This window comes from Kitasatospora sp. NPDC043950 (genome assembly GCF_056435345.1).
On the sequence record NZ_JBWKER010000052.1, the window covers coordinates 36,990 to 55,710 of the forward strand.

Annotated in this window: 14 protein-coding genes; 10 read left to right on the forward strand and 4 right to left on the reverse strand. The window is 72.8% G+C overall.

Going from position 1 to position 18,721, the window contains the following annotated elements; all coding sequences use genetic code 11:
• The first annotated feature begins 28 nt into the window (after window positions 1–28).
• Together AC07BF_RS29440 and AC07BF_RS29445 are read left to right on the forward strand one after the other, a co-directional pair.
• A complete protein-coding gene (locus AC07BF_RS29440; protein ID WP_363586635.1) occupies window positions 29–553 on the forward strand; it encodes a MarR family winged helix-turn-helix transcriptional regulator in 525 nt (174 codons plus the stop codon).
• A gap of 213 nt (window positions 554–766) precedes the next feature.
• A complete protein-coding gene (locus tag AC07BF_RS29445) occupies window positions 767–1,213 on the forward strand; it encodes a nitroreductase family deazaflavin-dependent oxidoreductase (protein WP_478334135.1) in 447 nt (148 codons plus the stop codon).
• Window positions 1,214–1,608: 395 nt separating this feature from the next.
• Here the strand turns inward: AC07BF_RS29445 and AC07BF_RS29450 are convergent, their stop codons facing one another.
• Window positions 1,609–1,836 (reverse strand): CU044_2847 family protein, encoded by a 228-nt coding sequence (locus AC07BF_RS29450; protein WP_363632203.1) that lies wholly within the window; start codon window positions 1,834–1,836, stop codon window positions 1,609–1,611.
• Between the two features lie 897 nt (window positions 1,837–2,733).
• Between AC07BF_RS29450 and AC07BF_RS29455 the strand changes: the two genes are divergently transcribed.
• Window positions 2,734–4,077 carry an FG-GAP repeat domain-containing protein gene (locus AC07BF_RS29455; RefSeq protein WP_478334136.1) on the forward strand — a complete coding sequence of 448 codons (1,344 nt, stop codon included), beginning with the start codon at window positions 2,734–2,736 and terminating at the stop codon, window positions 4,075–4,077.
• Window positions 4,078–4,154: 77 nt separating this feature from the next.
• Here AC07BF_RS29455 and AC07BF_RS29460 read toward each other — a convergent pair whose 3' ends face one another.
• From AC07BF_RS29460 to AC07BF_RS29470, 3 genes are all read right to left on the reverse strand, one after another.
• The gene (locus AC07BF_RS29460; RefSeq protein WP_363586631.1) at window positions 4,155–4,766 is read right to left on the reverse strand and encodes a hypothetical protein; all 612 of its coding nucleotides are present in this window, start codon (window positions 4,764–4,766) and stop codon (window positions 4,155–4,157) included.
• Window positions 4,767–5,080: 314 nt separating this feature from the next.
• A complete protein-coding gene (locus AC07BF_RS29465) occupies window positions 5,081–6,511 on the reverse strand; it encodes an alpha/beta hydrolase (RefSeq protein WP_478334137.1) in 1,431 nt (476 codons plus the stop codon).
• Window positions 6,501–7,136, reverse strand: a complete 636-nt coding sequence (locus AC07BF_RS29470) for a PadR family transcriptional regulator (RefSeq protein ID WP_478334138.1) — start codon at window positions 7,134–7,136, stop codon at window positions 6,501–6,503. The genes AC07BF_RS29465 and AC07BF_RS29470 overlap by 11 nt, the downstream gene beginning before the upstream one ends.
• Before the next feature lie 179 nt (window positions 7,137–7,315).
• On the opposite strand from AC07BF_RS29470, the gene AC07BF_RS29475 reads away from it, so the two are divergent.
• The 7 genes from AC07BF_RS29475 to AC07BF_RS29505 form a co-directional block, all read left to right on the forward strand.
• Window positions 7,316–10,282, forward strand: coding sequence for a type 2 lanthipeptide synthetase LanM family protein (locus AC07BF_RS29475; protein WP_478334139.1), 2,967 nt, complete (start codon window positions 7,316–7,318; stop codon window positions 10,280–10,282).
• Window positions 10,279–10,485, forward strand: coding sequence for a hypothetical protein (locus AC07BF_RS29480; protein WP_363586627.1), 207 nt, complete (start codon window positions 10,279–10,281; stop codon window positions 10,483–10,485). Before AC07BF_RS29475 ends, AC07BF_RS29480 begins: the two co-directional genes overlap by 4 nt.
• A gap of 120 nt (window positions 10,486–10,605) precedes the next feature.
• The gene (locus AC07BF_RS29485) at window positions 10,606–13,515 is read left to right on the forward strand and encodes a helix-turn-helix transcriptional regulator (protein ID WP_363586626.1); all 2,910 of its coding nucleotides are present in this window, start codon (window positions 10,606–10,608) and stop codon (window positions 13,513–13,515) included.
• A 239-nt stretch (window positions 13,516–13,754) separates the two neighbouring features.
• On the forward strand, window positions 13,755–16,538 hold the full coding sequence (lanL, locus tag AC07BF_RS29490; RefSeq protein ID WP_478318635.1) for a class IV lanthionine synthetase LanL: 2,784 nt from the start codon (window positions 13,755–13,757) through the stop codon (window positions 16,536–16,538).
• The gene (locus AC07BF_RS29495; RefSeq protein WP_363586624.1) at window positions 16,532–18,346 is read left to right on the forward strand and encodes an alpha/beta hydrolase family protein; all 1,815 of its coding nucleotides are present in this window, start codon (window positions 16,532–16,534) and stop codon (window positions 18,344–18,346) included. The genes lanL and AC07BF_RS29495 overlap by 7 nt, the downstream gene beginning before the upstream one ends.
• Window positions 18,347–18,452: 106 nt before the next feature.
• A complete protein-coding gene (locus AC07BF_RS29500; RefSeq protein ID WP_363586623.1) occupies window positions 18,453–18,563 on the forward strand; it encodes an ALQxL family class IV lanthipeptide in 111 nt (36 codons plus the stop codon).
• A 50-nt stretch (window positions 18,564–18,613) separates the two neighbouring features.
• Window positions 18,614–18,721, forward strand: a 108-nt coding sequence (locus AC07BF_RS29505) for an ALQxL family class IV lanthipeptide (protein ID WP_363586623.1), incomplete at its 3' end; no start/stop codon positions are given.

An 18,721-nucleotide genomic window follows, 5' to 3' on the forward strand; every position in this document is an offset into this window, starting at 1 on the left:
TAGGTATTCAAGTGGAGGTGGTGGTCCGATGACCGCGGACTCGCGGGACAACCCCGGCGCGGACGAGCAGGCGGCAGCCGTCTGGGCGGCCCTGCCCCGGCTGGCCCAGCTGAGCAACGCCATGACCCGCGGCCGCCTGGCCGAACGGGCGGCCGAGGCGGCGGGACTCGCCCTGGACCGCCCCGCACTGAGCGCGCTCATGACCCTGCACATGGCGGACCGGCCGCTGCGCATCGGGGAGATCGCCGAACGGATGCAGGTGGTCGGCCCGCACGTCACGCGACAGGTCCAGGCGCTGGAGCGGCGCGGCCTCGTCCATCGCGTCGGCGACCCGCACGACCGGCGTGCCAGCCTCATCGAGGCGACCGCTGAAGGGACGAGGGCCGCGAACGCCTACGCGACGTCCATGATCGGCTGGTTCACGGACGCGACGGCGCACTGGTCGGACCAGGACCGCGGGGACCTGGGCCGATTGCTCGCGAGGCTGGCCGACGACGTCATCGCCCGCTTGGCCCTCCTCGACGACGACGACAGGCCATCGCCCGCCACCTGACCGCACACGGCCGCAGCCGCGCCGTTGACCGTCGATCACCACCCGGCCGGTCCGCGGCGGCGCGCCCCGCCGTTGCGCCCCGCCGTTGTGCCGCCTCCTATCGGGCGGCGGCCTCGTGGTGAATCATGGAGGCGGCCGAACGGAGCGAGGGCCTCGGGGCGGACGGCATCAGGTCGGCCGTCGAGGGTCCTCATCGAGTGGGATGGGAACAGCATGCCTCTTAGCGGCGAATACGAGCCGAGCCCGGAGAAGTGGGTCAGCGACCAGGTCGCGTTGTACGAGGGCTCCGGGGGCGCCGAGGGCACGACGCTCCGGGGCGTGCCGATGGTCGTCCTCACCAGCCTGGGGGCCAAGAGCGGGAAGATCCGCAAGAACCCGCTGATGCGGGTGGAACACGAGGGGACGTACGCCCTGGTGGCCTCGCAGGGCGGCGCGCCCAAGAATCCGACCTGGTACCACAACCTGGTCGCGCATCCGCGGGTCGAGCTCCAGGACGGCGGCGTGCGCCAGGACATGACGGCCCGCGAGGTCGAGGGCGCGGAGCGGGAGCTGTGGTGGTCCCGCGCGGTCGAGGTCTGGCCGGACTACGCCGAATACCAGACGAAGACGGACCGGGTGATCCCTGTCTTCGTGTTGGAGCCGGAGACCGCCGGCCGTTGACCCCGAACGGCTCGGGCGGGGCCCGGACGGTCAGAAACCGCCCACCCGCCCGAGCCCTTCGGCCGGGACGGCAGCTCCAGTGCGCGACATGACACGACGCGACATGGCACGAACGGAGAACCCGGCCGAAGCGGGCGAACCACTCGGACGAGGTCCTGCCGCCGCTCAAGCGTGCCGTCGGTGGGGTGGCGGCCGTCGACGTCAGCGGGGCCGTCGGGGCCTGGAGCCCCTCGTACCTCAGGAAGGCAGTCGAGCGGTACACCGACGGGTCGGCCCCCGAGCCGACGGGTGACGCGAAGGGGATCGGTGACGTCGTGGCCGAGCTCCCGGGCGACCGCCACGGGCCGGCCCGGCCCGGATCCGACCCCGTAGGCGGTGCGTTCGGCGTCCACGGGTCAGTCCGCCGACGCCCGACAGCCGCAGGGCCGTTGTCGCCCCCGGCACCACACCATCCTCACCGTCAGATGGCGGTCGGCCGCGGCCCTGGAGATCACGACCCCGGCCTCGGTCGCGAGATCGATGCCGAACCCGACCTCCACCTCGGCCGGCCCCGCCTCGCGCAACCGGGCCAGTACGGTGCTCGCCGTCGCGGTGACCGGGCCCAGCACCGTGGACAGCCCCACCGGTAGATCGCGTCACCGGCCCGGCCCGCCTTCACCGGCCCGGCCGCACCGTCCACAGCCTCGACGAGGATGGATCCACCGCCGTCGAGCGGGACCCGGACAAGCTGCTGACCCATGTCTGCACGGCCCAGCCTTCGCCGCGCAGCGCGGGTGTCAACGCCCTGGCCGCGAGCACCCGCCATGGAGCTGATGGACAGTCAGATTTCCTGCCGAGCCTGCCGAGCCTGACGATCGCACGTTCAAGGCCACATTCCGAACCGTCACCGGCCGCATTCCGGAACGTCGATCGCCCTGCCGTCGTATGCGCCGGCCCGAGGCACTGGGCGTCCGCATCCGACCACGGTGGACGGCTTGGGCCAATGCCGGTTCAGGCCAGCGCGGACCCCTAGTTGGGCCACTGGCCAGAGGGCAGGATCGTACCCAACGGCAGCGACAAGCAGCCGAAAGGAACCGGGGCAGCGTCACCGCGGGACGCACCGGATCCGGACCACCTCCTGTTGCGCGTGTGTTCCGAAGGAGCCCTGCCATGATCCGCACCCGCATCGCGAAGGCCGCCGCGGTCGCCGCCCTCGTCACCCCGCTCGTCACCGCCACCCCGCTTCCGACGCCGCCCCTTGTGAGCATCGACACCATGGGCCGGCAGTAGCAGCCCACTTCGGGCCCACCCGCACGTCACCGGCCCGGGCGCCGCGTCCGTCGCCGTGACGGCGCCGCGCGGCCGGGGCGGTCGCCGGACCGGGGCGTTCTCACTCTGCTCTCACGTGTTGCACACCGGGCTCGTCCATGCCCTGTCCGGCGCACGGTCGAGGCGAATTCCCTCAGTGCCCTCGAGACCTGTCGTGGCCCGGATCTCTGGCGACGACACATCCGACCCGCGAACGAAGGAAACATTTCACGATGAAGAAGGCTGTGCGCAATGCCCTGCAACTCCTCGTGGTGAGTGCGGTGCTGGCCGGCGGGGCGATGGCCGCGACGAGCCCCGCGCACGCGACCCTGCCCGATGTGTCCTGCGGCACGATCACCTCCGCCGACACCACCGCCGCCGCCCAACTGAACCAACAGCTCACCGGCAGCCTGCGGAACGCGATGAACGCGTACCGGATGTCCTGCGCCCGGGCCATCGTCAACACCGTGCGGGCCAACGGACTACCGCAGCAGGCCGAGGTCATCGCGATCACCACGGCGATCGTGGAATCCACCCTGCGGAACAACCTGAACATGGAGGACCACGACAGTGTCGGCCTGTTCCAGCAGCGGGCCTCGTGGGGCACCACCGCGCAGCGGCTCGATCCGGCGACGACGACCCGCAAGTTCATCAGCGCGATGCTCTCGACGTATCCGAACAACACTTGGCAGAGCAAGCCGATCGGCGAGGTCTGCCAAGGCGTCCAGCAGTCGGCCTATCCCGACCTCTACCAGGTTCAGGCGGCCGACGCGCAGAAGATCGTCAACGCCATCGGCCAGAGCCCCGCAACTCCGGTGGGGATGACGGGTTTTGCGTCGGCTGACTTCAATGGTGACGGGAAGACCGACCTGGCGGCGGTGGACGCGGCGACGGGGAAGATGTATCTGTACCCGGGCACCGGTGTCGGTACGTTCGGTGAGCGGAGTCTGATCGGTACCGGTTGGGACACGGTCAGCAACGTGACACCGGGTGACTTCAACGGTGACGGGAAGATCGACCTCGCCGCGGTGAACACCGCCAACGGGAATCTGTACGTCTATCCGGGCAATGGCGCCGGCGCGTTCGGCGCGCCGTGGTCGGCAGGTACCGGCTGGAACAACCTGGACCACCTCATCGGAGGTGACTTCAATGGTGACGGTAAGTCGGATATCGCCGCGGTCGGCACTGGCGACGGGAATCTGTACGTCTATCCGGGCAACGGCGCCGGTTCCTTCGCGGCGCCGATCAACGCCGGTACCGGCTGGAACACCCTGGGCAAGTTCGCCGGCGGTGACTTCAATGGTGACGGTAAGTCGGACATCGCCGCGGTCGGCACTGCTGACGGGAATCTGTACGTCTATCCGGGCAACGGCGCCGGTTCCTTCGCGGCGCCGATCAACGCCGGTACCGGCTGGAACATCATGCGCGACCTCATCGGCGGTGACTTCAACGCCGATGGCAGGACCGACCTCGCCGCCGTCCAGGCCCCCCAGGGATCGACCGGGGACATGTACTTCTACCCCGGCACCGGTCAGAGCACCTTCGGCAACCGCACCAACATCGGCACCGACTGGTAGACCCTGAGTTCCGCTCCCGCTCTGAGCTTGGCGTTTATCGTCGCAGGTCACTCGACCTGCGACGATGAACGCCAAGCTCAGAGCTCGGGGAGCGGGCAGCCCCGGCCGCTGCCGATCAGCTTGTTGACGATGCTCAGCGCGTCCTCGTGGCGGAACAGCACGGCGTACGGCAGTGCCGCCGCCGAGTGCCGTCGGACCAGTGTGGTCTGGTCCTCGGGAAGTTCCGGGTCCGCGACCAGCTCTGCCTGTGCGAGCAGTTCGGGTTGGTCGGTGCGGACCAGCTCCGCAGCGCAGAACCGTTCGAGTTGGTCCGGCCACGCCACGGCGACGCTCGGGCGCGGCCCGGGGGCAGCCGCCGGGGTCGCCAGCCAGGCCCGCACCGGGTCGTCGGAGGGGACGCGGCCGGGTTCGAAGAACGACCAGAACGTTCCCGGCCACATGGCGGAGGCGCGGTAGGCGGTGATCGACACATGGCTGCCCGTGGTCAGGTCGACTGCCAGGTGCACCGGTACGCCTTCCTCGTACCAGTGCGCTCCGTACTCACAGACGGCGAAGCGACGTCCGTCGTGGTCGAGGAGTACGAACGAGGTGTTACGGCGGCGCTCGGTGGCCAGGTCATGCCGTGTCACTAGGACGTCCAGCAACTCCTGGTGCCGTTCCGGTAGTTCCTCGCGGGAGAGGTCGAGCACGGGAGCCTCCAGGTCGACTGTTCGGCAGATCGGGTTCCCACTCTGCCCGTCCGGGGGCGATGAGGTGTGCGAATTCGATGTTTCGGGACGTCCCGTCTCGGCTGATCCGGTCCGAGCGCCCGGCGGTGGCCAGGTGGCGAACCGGCCGGTGGGGCGGCCGCTGTTCGGGCGGTGTCGGCGCCCGAGGCCGTGGGTTGTCCTGAGGTCCCCGGTGACCGGCGCGACGACTGACGGCGGGTCATCGCAACTCCCGGGCAGTGAGGCGGAGTTCCTCTGCTGCCGGTCTGCCGAGGCCCTGACCCGCCGTCGAGGGATCACCGCTGGCGGAGGCCGGCCTGATGGTCGATCCACGGGCCGATCGAGGCGGCGCCGTCCGTCAGGATGCCGAGGTGGTTGTCATGTGCCACGGTCTGGAAGGTGTCGTCGGCCGGGCGGCCGGCTTGTGCCGCGTAGGCGATCACCCGGGCCGGGTTGAACACCTCGTCCTGGGCGCCGATCCACACGCCGAGCGGCTTGGTCAGGCCGCGCAGCACGGCGGCGCTGTCGTCGGCGTTCTGCGCCAGTGCCATGTTCACCGTGTAGCGCGGGACCAGCTTCGCTGACTGGACCTCCTGGGACGTGTACGCGAACCCGAGCGCCGGGGTGTGTCCGTCGAGCACGTGGTTGCTGACCGCGTTGACCACGAAGGCGCGCTGGCAGACGGTGGCGAAGTTCGAGCCGCCGCTCACCTGTTCGGTGTCGGAGTGCAGGCCGAAGTCCGGGGCGAGGAGGACGTAGCCGGCTACCTGGTCGTCGATCCGGTCGAGGCTGTTGAGTACCAGGCCGGCGCCGGCCGAGTGGCCGCCGACGAAGAGCGGCAGTTTCGGCTGCTGCCGGTGCACGAAGTCGACCATGGTCCGGGTGTCCTGCCAGACCTGTTCCGGCGTCGGCGCGTCACCGCGCGGGCCGCCGGAGGCGCCGTGGCCCCGAATGTCCACCAGGTACGTCGCGATGTGGTGGTCGTCGGCGAGTTCGCGGCCGAGCGGGAGGTACCCGGCCGCGCTGTTGGCGCCCGAGCCGTGGTAGAACACCAGGCTCGCGACCGGGTCGGCGGGGAGGTACGCGTGGTACGCGAGCGGCACCCCGTCGGTCGCGGCGACCCGCCCGGTCGGGTCGGCGTTCGTGGCTGCGGTGGTCTGGTCCTGCTGCAATCCGCCCACCGCGGGCGTGGGGAAGTCGCAGGGCATCAGCGCGGCGGCGGCGCCCGCACCGGTCAGCACGCCCAGCGCGGCGACGGTGACACCCAGCACGCCCAGCGCCCCCACCCATCGGCGCAGCAGCGGCGCCCGACCGGCTGCTGTGCGCTGTGTCGCGGGCCCGTCCGCGGCGCCCTGCTCCAGCCAGCGGCGGACCGCAGGTTTGCGCAGCCGCCCGTAGGCCAGCAGCGGCAGGACGAGTCCGGCCGCCGGCAGCGCGCTGCCGAACCGGAGGGCCTGGTAGACCCGGATCGCCGCGAGCAGCCCGAGCAGCACCAGTAACCGGCCGAACAGCCGTGTTCCGGGCCGGCGCAGCCGCCAGACCGTCCACCAGCAGCCGAGGCCGAAGACGGCCAGCAACACGCCGAAACCCCGGGTGGTGGCCGGGTAGGTCGGGTTCTGTTCCAGTAGGCCGTTGAGTACGGTGGCGACGCCCGTGAAGAGCAGCAGCATCCGGATCACGGTCACGTCGCGTGGTCGCCGCCCGGGCCGGTCGCGGTCAGCGGACATCGTCGGACTCGCTGGAGGCGCCGAGTTGTTCGGCGATCAGGGCCTGGGCCTGGTCGCACCAGGCGAGTTCCGCGTCGGCCAGGGCGATCGTGTGGGCACGGACCAGCCAGGTGGCCGGGACGGTGTCGGCGCTGCGCTCGGTCTGTTCGGGCCATTGGGCGCCGGGCACGGTCGCCGTGGCCTGATCGCGGTGCCTGCGTGCCTCGTCGCGGCGCTGCTCGATCAGCCGCAACATCGCCCGTGGACCGGCGTGGTCGCTGAACAACAGCTTGACCATGCCCTCGTCGCGCCGCTGCGCCGGCTGGGCCGGGAGGCTGAGCCAGCCGTCCAGGGCTGTCGCGCCCTGCTCGGTCAGCTGCCAGACGGTCTGCCTGCCCCGCTCGGCGGCCGGCTCGTCCGCGGCGATCAGGCCGTTCGCCTCCAGGTGCTTCAGTTGCGGGTAGAGCTGGCCGTAGCTCACACCCCAGAAGTGCCCGACGGAGCGCTGCACGGCCTGCCGCAGCTGGTAGCCGTTGCGGGAGCTGAGCGACAGGAAGCCGAGCACCGTCCATCCCGTGGGCGTGAGCTTCGGCAGTCCGATGTCGGCGGCGTGAGGATCCTCGCTATATCTTCCAGATAGGGTCATGGGGCGAACGTACCATTCCCGCGGACCCTCGGGGCGGCGGCCGATCCCGGCCACCCGGAGTCAGCAGTTGAGGCAGGAACAGGGGCGGCGGACACGAGAGCAGGTGCTCGATCCTGATGGTCCGGTGGGCAACGGAATCGGCTTGTGTGGGCCTGCCATCGGCTGGGAGGCTCAGAATCATGATCGACAAGCACGTCGGAGCAGCGGAGACCACGGACGGCGCCTGGTGGCTGCGGGGCGTACCCGCGGCCGAACTGCCCTGCGGCCAGCGGCCGGAGTGGGCCGAGTTCGCCGAATCGGCCCTCTCCCGCGCCGAATCGGCCCTCTCCCGCGCCGAGTCGGCGCCGCGCGTGCCGACCGGGGAGCTGCCGGGCATCACCGGCTTCGCGGCCGTGCTGGCGCCCTTCGCCGAGCTGGCCGGAGTGCGACTCCCGACCGTCCTGCCGGACGCCGTGGCCGACCTCCGGGCCATCCGGGCGGACTTCGTCCGACAGCTCGCCGGTGCGCTGGCCCGACTGGCCGCCCGCACCCTCGTGCTGGAGCTCAACGTCGCGAGGGTGACGGGCCGCCTCGACGGCGCGGCACCATCAGACCGGTTCCGGAGCTTCCTGCTTCTGGCCGGACGTCAGGACGGGCTGTCCGCGCTGCTGGGCGAGTACCCGGTGCTCGCCCGCCTCCTGGCGCAGGCCTGCCGCCACGGCGGTTCGGCGTTGGCGGAACTGCTCGACCGGTTCGCCGCCGACCGGGCCGACATCGTCGCCACCCTGCTGGCCGGCGCCGACCCCGGGCGGTTGGTCGCGGTCGAACGGACCACGGGCGACGGGCACCGCCGTGGGCGCAGCGTCGCGGTGCTGCGGTTCGCCGACGGTACCCGGGTGGTGTACAAGCCGAGATCGCTGCGCGTGCACGGGCGCTTCAACGAGCTGGTCGGCTGGTTCAACGCGCGGCCCGGTACACCGGGGCTGCGGGTCCTCGCTCTGCTGGAGCGTGACGGGTACGGCTGGGTGGAGTTCGTCGCGCCCGGCTCCTGCACGGCGGAGCGGCAGTTGGAGCGGTTCTACCTCCGGCAGGGGGCGTGGCTGGCGCTGCTGTACGCACTGGACGGCACCGACCTGCACTTCGAGAACCTGATCGCCTGCGAGGACGAACCCGTCCTGGTCGACGTCGAGACCCTCTTCCATCCGTGCGTCCCGGCCGACGCGCAGGAGGATCCGGCGGCTCGCGCGCTGGAGTCCTCGGTGTACCGCAGCGGCCTGCTGCCGCGTCTGTTGCTCGGCGACGAGACGGCGGTCGACGTCTCCGGCCTGGGCGGTGACGCGGGGCGCCGCTCACCGGTGGAGGGTGTGGACTGGGCGGCCGGCGGTACGGACGAGATGAGACTGGTCCGCCGGGCCGGAGAGATCACCGGCGCCGGGAACCGCCCCCTGCTCGACGGAGCCGAAGCGGACCCGGCCGGGTACACCGAGGCCCTCGTCGCAGGCTTCCGCGCCGGATACCGCGCGATCGAGGCCGGCCGGGACGAACTCGTGGGACCACAGGGCCTGTTGCGCGGGTTCGCGGAGGACGAGGTGCGCGTGGTGGCCCGGGCCAGCCTCGTCTACGCGACGCTGCTCGACGAGTCGACCCACCCCGACGTCCTGCGGGACGCGGCGGACCGGGACGAGATCCTGAGCCTCCTGGGGACGGACGCGCTCGAAGCCTCCGGTTGGCCCGCGCTGCTCGATGAGGAGATCGCCGAACTGTGGGACGGCGACATCCCGTTGTTCACCACCCGGCCGGGTTCGTCGGACCTCTGGAGCGGCACGGGTCGCCGGCTGCCCGGCGTACTCGACCGGCCGGGTCTGGACCGGGTGTCGGACAAGATCCGGGCGATGGGCCGAACGGACCGCGACGAGCAGGAGTGGATAGTCCGGGCGGCGATGGCCGGCAGGTCCACCGCCTCCGCCCACGGCGTCGGCGCCCCGCCCGGGCTTCCTCCCCGGCCCGCCCGCGGATCCGCCCTGGATCCGGCACGGCTGCTTGCCGCCGCCCGGGGCATCGGCGACCAGCTGGTGGACAGGGCGAAGCAAAGCGGGACGCGCATCAACTGGCTCGGGCTCGAACTCCTCGCGGACCGGTACTGGCGGGTCGGACCGTCCGGTGCCGACCTGGGCGCCGGCTACCCGGGGGTGGCGCTCTTCCTGGCGCAACTCGCCGGCCTCACCGGCGAGGCGCGCTACGCGGAGGTGGCCCGCCGTGCTCTGCGGCCGCTGCCCCGCCTGCTGGAGCGGCTTGCGGAGCACCCGGAGGAACTCGGTGTCGTCGGGTCCGGGGCCTTCGCCGGTCTGGGCGGTATCGCCTACGGCCTCACCCAGGTGTCCACCACCCTGGACGACGCCGAGATCCGCGGCTGGATCGGGCCGGCCGCGGCCCTCACCACCGCTGCGGCCCGGGCCGAGGACGCGTCCGGTGTCTTCGACGGCACCGCCGGCGGCCTGGCGGCCCTGCTCTCGGTGCACGCGGCCACCGGCTCCGCCGAAGCCTGGCAGGGTGCGCAGCTGTGCGCGGCCCGCCTCGCCGATCGCCCCCTCCCCGCCGCCCCCGGCTTCGGTACCGGATCGGCGGGCATCGGCTGGGCTCTGCTCAGGTTCGCGGCGGAAGGCGGCGGCGCCAGGTACGAGCAGGCGGGGCTGGCCGCCCTGCGGGCGGCGGTCGGGCAGGACCTGGACCACTCCTGGTGCACGGGCCTGCCGGGCATCGCGTTGGCGGCCTCCGACAGCGCAGCCGGGCCGACTGAGCTCGTCGACAGCGCGGTCAGGGTGCTCGCGCTGGGTGACCCACTGCCCAACCACAGTCTCTGCCACGGTGAACTCGGCGCCCTCGAACTGCTCACCGGTACGGCCGAGCACTCCGTTGGGCACACCGTGCGGAACCGGCGCGCGGGCGCGCTGCTGGAGACGCTCGACCGGAGCGGACCGCGCTGCGGCACCCCTGGAGGGCTCGGCACACCCGGCCTGCTGACCGGGCTCGCCGGTATCGGACACGGTCTGCTGCGGCTCGCCGCCCCCGAACGAACAGCTTCGGCGCTGCTGCTGCAGCCGCCGATCACGCCCCGGTCGTCATCGTGGACGCCGTGGCCTCAGGAAAGGAACGGCCGAACACCATGAACACCCCCGATCTGGTCCGCCAGTGGAAGCAGCCCGGCATGCGGCAGGGCGAAGCCGTGGATCACCCCGCCGGGGAGATCAGGCTCCGGGCGGCCGGCGGGCTTGCCCGTCGCACCGCTCTGCTCGCCGCGCACGACGGCGTGCGGTTCTCCCACCAGTTCCCGACGATGACCTTCACCGGCGGCCCCGAGGTGAGCCGGTAGCCGGCATCCGCCGACCGGCAGCCGGTGCCTCCGACAGGGTCGCACCGGCTGCCGGGTGTGAGAAACCCCCCTTGATCCACTCCTGTCGGACCGTCACAACCCTCCAGTAACCTGCGCGGTATGCGTACAACCTCGTCGGTCACCATCGGCCGGGAAGCCGAACTTTCCCAGCTCAGCGGCGCCTTGACGGCGCTCCGAGAGAGGGCGGGTCGTGCCGTGTTCCTGCTGGGAGATGCCGGGATCGGCAAGTCCCGGCTGCTCGGCGACTGCTGCGGCCAGGCCGCCGACCTGGGCCTGCCGGTCCTGCGCGGCCGGGGCAGCCCGACGAGCGCGGGAACCCCCTTCCGCCCGCTCGTCGAGGCGCTGTCGTCCCGTTTCCGGACCAGCGGGCCGCCCGAGGACGCGGAGCTCGAACCCTACCGTCCGGCCCTGGCCCGGGTCGTTCCGGAATGGCGGCACACCACCGTCCCCGGCTACCCCGAGAGCGTGGTCGAACTCGCCGAGGCGCTGCTGCGCCTGCTCGCCGTCCTCGGGCGGGGGACGGGCATGGTGCTGGCGCTGGAGGACCTGCACGACGCGGACACCGAGACGATCGCCGTCGTCGAGTACCTCGTCGACAACATCGCCGGACTGCCGGTGCTGCTGCTGGCCACGCTGCGCCCCGAACCCGGGGCCGCCTTCGACCTGGCCCGCGCGGCCGAACGGCGCCGGACGGCTTCCCTTCTCCCACTGCGCCCACTGGCCGCGCCGGACGTCCGCGCGATCGCCGGCGGCTGCCTCGCCGTTCCCGTCGACGAGGTACCGGTGGCCGTGGCCGACCGGTTGGCCGAGGGCGGCGACGGGAACCCGTACCTGATCGAGGAACTGTTGAAGGAGATGGTCGGCTCCGGGGCGCTCCGCCTGGAGGCCGACGGCTGGCACGTGGTCCGCGACCTCTCCGCGACCGTTCCGGAGAGCGTCGTCCAGAGCTACGGGCACCGGATCGATCTGCTGGACCCCGCGCTGCGGGAACTCCTGCTGATCGGGGCCACCCTGGGCGCCCGCTTCTCGGTCGGCACGCTCCGGCTCATCACCGGGCACGACGAACAGACCCTCTTCGCCCATCTCAGGTCCGGCGTCGAGGCAGGCCTGCTCGTCCCCGACTGGGCCGGTACGGACCAGTACGCGTTCCGGCACGCGCTCACCGCCGAGGCGCTGCTGGCGAACCTCCCCCGGGCGGAGCGCGCGGCCATCGCCCGCCAGGCCGCCACGTCGCTGCTGGAGGCCGATCCCGAGCTGACCGACGGCCGGTGTCAGGTGGTCGCGGGGCTCCGTCTCGCCGCCGGGGACGAGGCCGCGGCGGCGCTGGCGTACGCGGAGGCGGGCCGACGGGCGCTGGCCGACGGCACGTCGGGGTCGGCGGTCCGGTTGCTGGAGCGCGCTCACGACCTCGCCGACCAGGCGGACCGGACCGACATCACGGAGGCGCTGCTGTCCGCCCTCGCCGAAGCCGGTCAACTCGACCGCGCCTTCGCCTCGGCGGACACCCTGCCGTCCGTCGGGGCGGGGTCTCTCGGCACCGACCGCAGGATAGCGCTGCACACCCGGCTCGCCTGGGCCGCCGTGATCGCGGAACGGAGCGCCGACACCATCGCGCACGTGGCGGCGGCCAGGGCGCTCCTCGACAGCTGCGCCGGCCCCGAGCAGACCGCCGCGCTGGCCGTGGTCGAGGGGCACCTCGCCCTGCTCCCGGGCCAGGGCGAGCGGATGGTCGACGCCGAGCGGTCGGCCCTGGAGGCGGCGGCGGTGGCGCAGCGCGAGGGGCTTCCGGTGGTCGCCTGCCAGGCCTGGCAGTTGCTCGCGCTGCTGGCCCGGGAGCGGGGCTTCGACGACGCGGACGAGTGCCTGCGGCGGATGCTGGCCGTCGCCGAGACCCACAGCCTGCCGGTCTGGCGCATCGAGGCCGCGCTGCGGCTCGGCGCCAACAGCTTCATGCGGACCGGTGACACCCGCACGCTCGAACAGGCGCGGGACGCCGCGCGAGGGCTGGGTGCCATCATGCTGACCCAGCGCGTGGAGGCACTGCTCGCGATGAACGCGGTGCTCACCGGGAACGGCGCGAAGGCGCGCGAGACCATCGACCGCTGCCTGGACGCCAGCGCGCGGATGAGCGACCTCGGGACCCACCGCTACCTGCTGCTCACCTCGGCGACGCTCGCCGCGCACGCGGGACGCCGCCGCGAGATGGAGCACGAGCTGCTGCTCTTCCGGCAGTCCGGTGGTGGTGAGTCCTTCCTGACCCCGGTGATGCTCGGCCTCTGTCGCACGATCTGCGCGCTGTTGGAGGAGGACCGGATCCAGGCGGTCACCGAACTCGCCGCCGCGGCGGCATGGGAGGAGCGGCACCCGAACGTCTTCTACCTCTCCGGACGGTACGGGCTGGGCCCCCTGCTGGACGTTCTCGCGGGCACCGCAGGCCGGGCCGAGTACGAAGCCGTGGCCGCCGCCCCGGCGGCGGGGCTGGTCTGGAACCGGCAGTTCCTGCTGCTGGCCCACGCGGTCCTGCTGGGCCGGGAGGGGCGGGCCGAGGAGGCCGCCCTGGCCGTCCGTAGGGCCGAGCAGAGTGCCGGGCTCTTCCCGATGGCCCATCACCTCGGACTGCGGCTGGTCGCCGAGGCGGCGATCGCCGACGGCTGGGGCGAGCCGGTGGCATGGCTGCGCACCTCCGAGGAGTACTTCCACGACCACGACATCCCCTCGGTGGCGGGCGCCTGTCGGGCCCTGTTGCGTCGCAGCGGCGCGACGGTCGCCCAGCGCCGCAGCGGGTGGGACCGGATCCCGGCCCAGCTGCGCGCGCAGGGCCTCACCGCTCGCGAGTACGAGATCCTCGCCCTGCTCGTGGAGCGGCCCGGCAACCAGGACATCGCCCGGCGGCTGTCCATCTCGCCGCGCACGGTGGAGAAGCACATGGCCACGCTGATCAGCAAGACCGGCAGTCCCGACCGTGCGGCGCTCTGCCGGTTGGCCATCGAGGTCTCCCCCCGTGCCTGACCCCGTGCCTGACCCCGTGCCTGACCCCGCGACCGGCCTGCGGGTACCGGGCGATGAACGGCCCGGTCCGGGAACCTACGTGCCCGCCGGCCGGATTCGCCCGGTCGCCGACCGGAACCTACGTGGGCCGCCCCGATGCCGGGCCGGCGGATCGCCGGAAGGATCGGTGATGCAAACGGAGCAGAGCGGTCCGCCGCCGCCCCGCACCGCCGCTCCCCACCGCCGCAGGAGGCCCGCTGATGACAGGTACGAGAGCGACGCCGAGCGCGGTCCGCGACGAGGACTCCGACCTGCTCCCGGACCTCGTGGCGTCGGTCCTGCACCGGCGGGGTGCGCGCGGCTGGACGGTCGGTTCGCGGGCGTTCTGGTGCCACGTCACTCCGGAGGGCCGCACCATCCCGGCGCAGGGGTGGAAGCTGCACCTCTCGGCGACCCCGCTGTCCGCGCCCATCGTCCTCCTCAAGGCCGCAGAGGTCCTGGTCGCCGGGCGGGCCTCGTTCAAGTTCGCCGGCACTCTCGACCGGGTGACCGAACTGGTCTCCGCGAGCTACGACCGGGGTGGCGGTGGCAAGTTCATCACCGTCTATCCGGATGACGACGACCACTTCCGCGCACTCGCCGAGGAGCTCCACCACGCCACCCGCGGGCTGCCCGGCCCGGGCATCCTCTCCGACCGGCCGTACCGCCCCGGCAGCCTGGTGCACTACCGCTACGGCGTCTTCACCGGCACGACGCAGCTCGGCAACGACGGCACCGTCGAGTCCCTGCTGCGCACCCCCGACGGCGCTCTGGTCAGGGACCTCCGCCTGGCGCGGTTCAAGCCACCGGCCTGGGCGCGGTCGCCGTGGCCGCAGCAGCGGCCGGAGCCCGGTCCGCAGCCGCAGCCGCAGTCGCAGCCCGGTTCGCAGCCGCAGGCGGCGAGCCGTCCGGCCGCCGTCCTTCTCGACGGCCGCTACGTGGTGCGCTCGGCCGTCCGGCACACCTACAAGGGCGGGGTGTACTACGGCACGGACCGGGAGACCGATCGGCAGGTCGTCATCAAGGAGGCCCGACGCCACGTCGGGTCGACCGTCGCCGGCACGGACGCCGGCGACCTGTTGCAGCACGAGGCGCGGATGCACGCGGCGCTGGCACCCCTGGGCGTGTGCCCGCAGGCGTTCGGCGTGTTCACCCAGGGGGGCAATCTCTACCTCGTCCAGGAACGCGTGGACGGAGAGAACCTGCGGGACTGGGTGGTGGCGAATCCCGCGCCGGTCAGCGCCGTCCTGCTGGACCTGGTCGAGCAGCTGGTGACGATCGTCGAGCGTGTGCACGCCGCCGGCCATGTGCTGCGGGACCTGAACCCGAACAACCTCATGCTCACCCGAGACGGGGCGCTGCGGCTGATCGATCTGGAGATGATCGTTCGACCGGGCGACCAGGTCCAGCGCGCCTACACCCCGGGGTATGCCGCGCCCGAGGTGGTGGCCGCGGAACACAGCGGCCCGGCGCCGGACTTCACCTCGGACCTGTTCAGTCTCGGCGCGGTCCTGTTCCACCTGGCGAGTGGCGCCGAGACGGTGCTCGCCGCGGACCGCCCGACAACCCGCACGAACGGCGAGCGTCTGGCCCTTCTGGTGTCCCGGGCCCTTGCCGACAACCCGGTCGCGCGGCCGTTCGCCCCCGCGATCCTCGGGCTGATGGCGGAGTCCGTCGATCAGCGGTGGAGCCTGGAGCGGCTGCGCGAGCTCCTGGCCGAACTGCGGTCCGGCCGGCCGGAGCTTCCCGGGGAACCGGCACGCCCGGTCCTTGCGGCGGACGTCGAGGAGCGGGTCCTGGCCGACGGGCTGACCCACCTGCTGGACACCATGACCCCGGCCGGGCAGCCGCGGCTGTGGCCCGCCGACGGGTTCGCCGCCCTCAACGACCCGCTCAACGTGCAGCACGGCGCCGCCGGGGTCCTGGCGGTGCTCACCGCGGCCGACGTCGCGCGGACGGACCCCCGGCTCAGGTCCGGGGTCGCCGAGGCGGCCGACTGGACGGCGGGCCGTCTGCGGCTGGACGAACCACAGCTCCCCGGCCTGTACTTCGGCCGCTCCGGCACCGCCTGGGCACTGCTGGACGCAGCCCGGCTGCTGGACGACGACAAGCTGGCCGACACCGCGGCACGCTTGGCCCGGGCGGTGCCGGTGCGCTGGCCGAACCCCGACGTCTGCCACGGCGCGGCCGGCGCGGGTCTGACACAGCTGCACTTCTGGCAGGCCACCGGCGAGCCGGACTTCCTGGCCCGGGCGGTCGAGGCCGCCGAGGGGCTGGTGGCCGCCGCCGAACCGGGCCGGTCCGGAACGCTCTGGCCCGTTCCGAAGGACTTCGACTCCGCGATGGCGGGAGCCAAGCACCTGGGATTCGCCCATGGCGTCGCCGGAATCGGCACCTTTCTCCTGCTGGCCGGCCAGGCCACCGGACGGGACGACTTCCTGGCACTCGCACAAAGTGCCGGTGACACCCTGGTGGCGGCAGCGCGGACCGGCGACGGTGCGGCCTGGTGGCCCGAGGGCGACCACGACGAGAACGCCCCCTTCCGTCCGCCCTACTGGTGCAGCGGATCCTCGGGAGTGGGGACCTTCCTGGTGAGGCTCTGGACCGCCACCGCCGACCAGCGCTACCGGAACCTGGCCGAACAGGCCGCAGCAGAGGTGTACCGCAGGAGGTGGCAGCTCTCTCCGGCGGCCTGCCACGGACTGGCGGGCAACGCGGAGTTCCTGCTGGACCTGGCCGCCGCCCTGGACGACCCGGACTACCGCCAGCGGGCGGCGGAACTCGTCGCCTGTGCCCACGCGCGCCACACGCTGCGCGACGGTCTCCTGCTCCTGCCCGACGAGTCGAACACCGAGGTGACGGCCGGTTACAGCGGTGGGACGGCCGGCATGCTGGCCGCACTGGTCCGGCTACGGCACGGCGGCACCCGGCTCTGGCTGCCCGACTCCCTCGCACTCTCCGTGCCGACGGACGAGCCGGTCGGGATCGAGGCCGGCGCATGGTGACCTGGACCCCGGCTCCGAGCCGCGCGCCCGAGTTGCCCGTGGTGCCCGCGCTGCCGGCCACCCGGACGAGTTTCGCCTTCTCCGCGACGGCCGAGCATGCTGCGTGCCTGACGACAGGCTCGCAGGGCGGCCTGGTGCCCGAGCACCGGTCGTTCGACGGGCCGTCGTCCCGGCGCCGGACGCTCGCGCTGGAGGAGTCCCTGCGGACCCAGCCGCTGCCGACCGAGGACGGGAGACTCCTGCTACTGCGTGGTGCGGCCGGCCGGCACGAACTCGTCCTGGCCGACCCGGAGACGGGGCGGGCCGGTGAGCGCCTCACCGTCGAGCGCCTCACCGTCGAGTGCCGCGCGCTGCGTCTGGTCGCCTCCGCCGAACCGGGCACCCTGGCGCTGGCGGTCCGCTCCGACAGCCCGGGCCGGTCGACGCTGTACCGGGTGCTCGACAGTCCGTTGCGGTGGGAGCCGGTCGCGGCCCTGCCCGGCACGGTCGGCCGCATCTGCGGGTTGGAGCACAGCGGACGGCTGCTCGGCGTGGCCCTGCGACACGAGAGCCGCTCCCGGACCGTACTCGTCGATCTCACCGACGGCAGCCACCACGACCTGCCCTGCGCGCCCGGCCGGGAAGGCGACGCCCTCCTGCTGGCAAGCCCGTCCTCCGGTCTGCTGCTGATGGCGACCGACACGCCACAGGGACGCCGGCTGGCGTGGAGATCCCTGGCCGATCCGGCCGGACTGCGCGCCCCCGAGCGGCTCAACACCATCGACGGCGCCGTCCTGCCACTGGCCTTCGACCCGGCCGGTGAGCGGGTGGCCCTGCGAGTGCTCCGCGGAGCCCGGGCCCGGCTGCTGGTCTACGACCTGCGCCAGGACCGGCTCACGGAGGTGCCGCTGGCGGCGGGGGCGGTCCAGCAGGTGGCCGGCTGGGGGCGCAGTGGCCTGCTGGTGCCGGTCTCCACGGCGGACCGCCCGGCCGAGATCGCGGTGCTCTCGCCCGAGGCCACGACGGAGTGGGCCCCAGCCGGAAGCCAGGCGGCGGGACGCTCGCGAGTCGAGCGGTTCTCCGGCCCCGCAGGGCAGTTCGAGGCCGTCTGCCAAGGCGACTGGCGCAGCGCCGACGCCGTACTGGTCGCCCTGCACGGCGGGCCCGAGGCGGCCTGGGACCTCGGATACGAGCCGGTGCTGCACCGGCTCGCCACCGCCGGCATCGCCGTCGTCGCCCCGAACCAGCGCGGCAGCACCGGCTACGGGGCCGCGCACGCCGAGGCCCTGCACGGCGCCTGGGGCGGACCCGACCTCGCCGACATCCGCGCCCTGGTCAGAGCCCTCGCCGCAGGGCGCCCCGGATCGGCGCCACCGCCCATGCTGTACGGGGTCAGCTACGGTGCCCATCTCGCCCTGCTGGCGGCTGCCGCGGACCCGCAGCTGTGGTCCCGCTGCGCCGTCGTCGCCCCCTTCCTGTCCGCCGCCCGGCTGCACGCTCAGGCGTCGCCCGCGGTCCGTGCGCTCATCGACCGGCTCGGCGGCCGGACCGAGGTCGAGGACGGACTGGGCCCCCGCGACCTGTGGACCCTCGCCGACCGGATCCGCACCCCACTGATGATCGTCCATGGCACGGACGACCGGACGATCCCGGTCGACCAGTCCCGGCAGCTGCGGCAACGGCTGCTCGACACCGGCCGCAGCGAGGGCACCCACTTCCGCTACGCCGAAGTACCCGGCGGCGGACACTCCCCGCTGGAGAACCTCGCGGGCGCGCACCTGCGGGAGCAGCTGGTGGAGTTCCTCTCCCAGCGCCCCGGGAACGCGTGAGGACCGCTCGGGACCGCGGGACCAGAGACTCACGGCCATTCGGGCCGTGCGACGCCGGTACGGCCGGCGTCATCTGCGACGACCTTCAGGAAAGGGGGTGAACACGATGACCGTTGATGTCGATGCGCTGCAGGCGCTGGACGGGGAGGAGGAGGCCGCTGGTCTGCGGCCCTGCCAGAACACCTGTAGCTGGACCTGCACCTACACCGGCCAGTGATGTCGGGTCGGTCGGACGGTGAGTTTTCTGCCTGAAGGGAGGTGAACACGATGACCGTTGACGTCGATGCGCTGCAGGCGCTGGACGGGGAGGAGGAGGCCGCTGGTCTGCGGCCCTGCCAGAACACCTGTAGCTGGACCTGCACCTACACCGGCCAG